The organism is Coprococcus sp. AF99-45 (genome assembly GCF_027663865.1).
GTDB lineage: Bacteria > Bacillota > Clostridia > Lachnospirales > Lachnospiraceae > Allocoprococcus > Allocoprococcus comes.
Window position 1 is genome coordinate 1 of record NZ_JAQDGZ010000062.1, and the last position, 1,236, is coordinate 1,236.

Consider the following 1,236-nt stretch of genomic DNA (forward strand, 5'->3'; position numbering starts at 1 on the left):
CATTGCGTTCTCCGAAGGCTCCTTGCCGGAGGGCTGTGATTTTCCGCAGTCAAGGTCTGCTCCAAATCATACAGGGGACGCTACGCTTCCCCTGCGCTGGCTGCCGCCAGCTACCCTTTTGTGGACTTGCCATCTGGGGACACCTTGCGTTGCAAGCTGTTCCCAGCCGATAAGTTTCATAAAATATAATGCAAATGGAAAGCTAACTTGACATAAAAGAACTATGTGATATAATGGAAGCATGGAAAGTTAACTTTCCATAAGAGAGGAGGATGACATGAAAAATCGCCTGGAAGAATTACGAAAGCAACGAGGCATAAAGCAAGAAGATTTAGCAAATGCATTGGAAGTATCACGACAGACCATCGGCTCTTTGGAAAACGGACGCTATAACCCATCTATTCAGTTGGCATTTAAGATTGCCAGATATTTCAACATGAGTATTGAAGAAATTTTTATTTACGAGGAGGATTGATTATGAAAAAAAGGTTGTTGATTTTAATGACAGTTACAGGAATGATTATTCTACTGGGAGGATTGCTAACATACGGTTTGGGAGTACATGAAATAATACCTGTGCCACGTCCCGACTTAATAGTAGTAGGTACATCTCTCATTGGAATTTTGCTGATTGTATCTGGTGTGTGCGACTTGTTCGTTAAGAAAACCAAAGAAATGGAAATAGAGGAAAATGACGAGAGAAATATTTCGCTTAGTAATGCTGCTATGGCAAGTGGCTTCAAGGTAATGAATGTTACGATTGCTGTTTCTATTTTTGCTTTGATTTTCACCGGATATATGACAGTAGTCCCATGTTTCACTATTATTGGGGCTTATGCTATTGGACAAATTGTATTTATTGTGCGACTTTGGTACTTGCACAAAACTATGTAAATGTATTACTAAATACCCGCCGCCCCCAGCGGCACAACAAGCAGGAAATCTGAAAAGGTATCCTGCTTTTTCTATGTCCAAAAACGGAAAGGAGGAACACAAAATGCCCTGTCCACACAACGAAATCTCTATTGTGCAGCGCAGCCACCGCCAGTCTGCGGTTGCCGCCGCTGCTTACCAGAGCGGCGAGAAGCTGTTCTGTGAATATGACCAGGAAGTAAAACACTACCCGGAAAAGCGTGGTATCGTCCACAATGAAATCCTGCTCCCGGCAAACGCTCCCCTGGAGTACACAGACCGCAACACCCTCTGGAACGCTGCCGAAGCTGTTGAGAAGCAATG

At 43.7% G+C, this 1,236-nt stretch carries 3 protein-coding genes; all 3 read left to right on the top strand.

What is annotated here, in order from left to right:
- Positions 1 to 277 precede the first annotated feature (277 nt).
- The gene (locus tag PGR14_RS16025; RefSeq protein WP_002595107.1) at positions 278 to 475 is read left to right on the top strand and encodes a helix-turn-helix transcriptional regulator; all 198 of its coding nucleotides are present in this window, start codon (positions 278 to 280) and stop codon (positions 473 to 475) included.
- Positions 476 to 477: 2 nt separating this feature from the next.
- Positions 478 to 894, top strand: coding sequence for a hypothetical protein (locus tag PGR14_RS16030; protein WP_002595106.1), 417 nt, complete (start codon positions 478 to 480; stop codon positions 892 to 894).
- A 73-nt stretch (positions 895 to 967) separates the two neighbouring features.
- Positions 968 to 1,236: MobA/MobL family protein (locus tag PGR14_RS16035; RefSeq protein ID WP_270223732.1), on the top strand; the 269-nt coding region annotated here is incomplete at its 3' end.

What these genes read in the sequence shown, in the direction of transcription:
- PGR14_RS16025 (WP_002595107.1), top strand. Translation starts at nt 278, where the DNA reads ATGAAAAATCGCCTGGAAGAATTACGAAAGCAACGAGGCATAAAGCAA.
- PGR14_RS16030 (WP_002595106.1), top strand. Translation starts at nt 478, where the DNA reads ATGAAAAAAAGGTTGTTGATTTTAATGACAGTTACAGGAATGATTATT.